The sequence below is a fragment of the Kocuria rhizosphaerae genome, assembly GCF_044462265.1.
In the GTDB taxonomy this organism is placed as follows: Bacteria; Actinomycetota; Actinomycetes; order Actinomycetales; family Micrococcaceae; genus Kocuria; species Kocuria rhizosphaerae.
Genome location: NZ_JBISWL010000059.1, coordinates 1 through 560, shown reverse-complemented (window position 1 = coordinate 560; position 560 = coordinate 1). Strand labels below are relative to the sequence as shown.

Here is a 560-nt window from a genome sequence, read left to right as displayed (position 1 = left end):
CGGCCGCGATCCGCGGCCGGCCCCGTGCGCACGGCATCGCCGCGGCATCGGCCGCCCCGACCGCTCCCAGCCCCGTCCGGCAGCGGACCGCCCGGACGCCCTGACCGAAGGACCACCCGTGACCCAGAACCAGCCCGACGACCGCGCCGCCCCGCAGCTGACCGAGGACGAGATGGCCTACGTCCTCTCGCTGTTCGACATGGCGCGCTCCGGAGACACCGAGAACCTGCTGACAGCCGTGCGCGCGGGCGTCCCCGCGAACCTCACCAACGGCAAGGGCGACACCCTGCTCATCCTCTCGGCCTACCACCAGCACGAGGAGACGGTCGCCGCGCTGCTGGCCGCCGGCGCGGACCCGGACCGGGTCAACGACAACGGCCAGACCGCCCTCATGAGCGCCGTCTTCCGGGGCAGCGAGAGCATCGTCCGGGCGCTGCTCGCGGCCGGCGCGTCCCAGACGGCCGGTGCCCACACCGCCGCCGACTTCGCCCGGGTCTTCGAACGCACGGAGCTGCTGCCCGTCCTGGAGGAGCGCGCCCGCAGCTGACTCCGCGAGGTTG

1 protein-coding gene is annotated in these 560 nt (G+C 74.6%); it reads left to right on the top strand.

Features of this window, described 5'->3' with window-relative positions; all coding sequences use genetic code 11:
* The first annotated feature begins 118 nt into the window (after positions 1 to 118).
* Complete coding sequence (locus tag ACH9EU_RS06900) at positions 119 to 547, top strand: ankyrin repeat domain-containing protein (RefSeq protein ID WP_396413205.1); 429 nt, start codon at positions 119 to 121, stop codon at positions 545 to 547.
* The last annotated feature ends 13 nt before the right edge of the window (positions 548 to 560 follow it).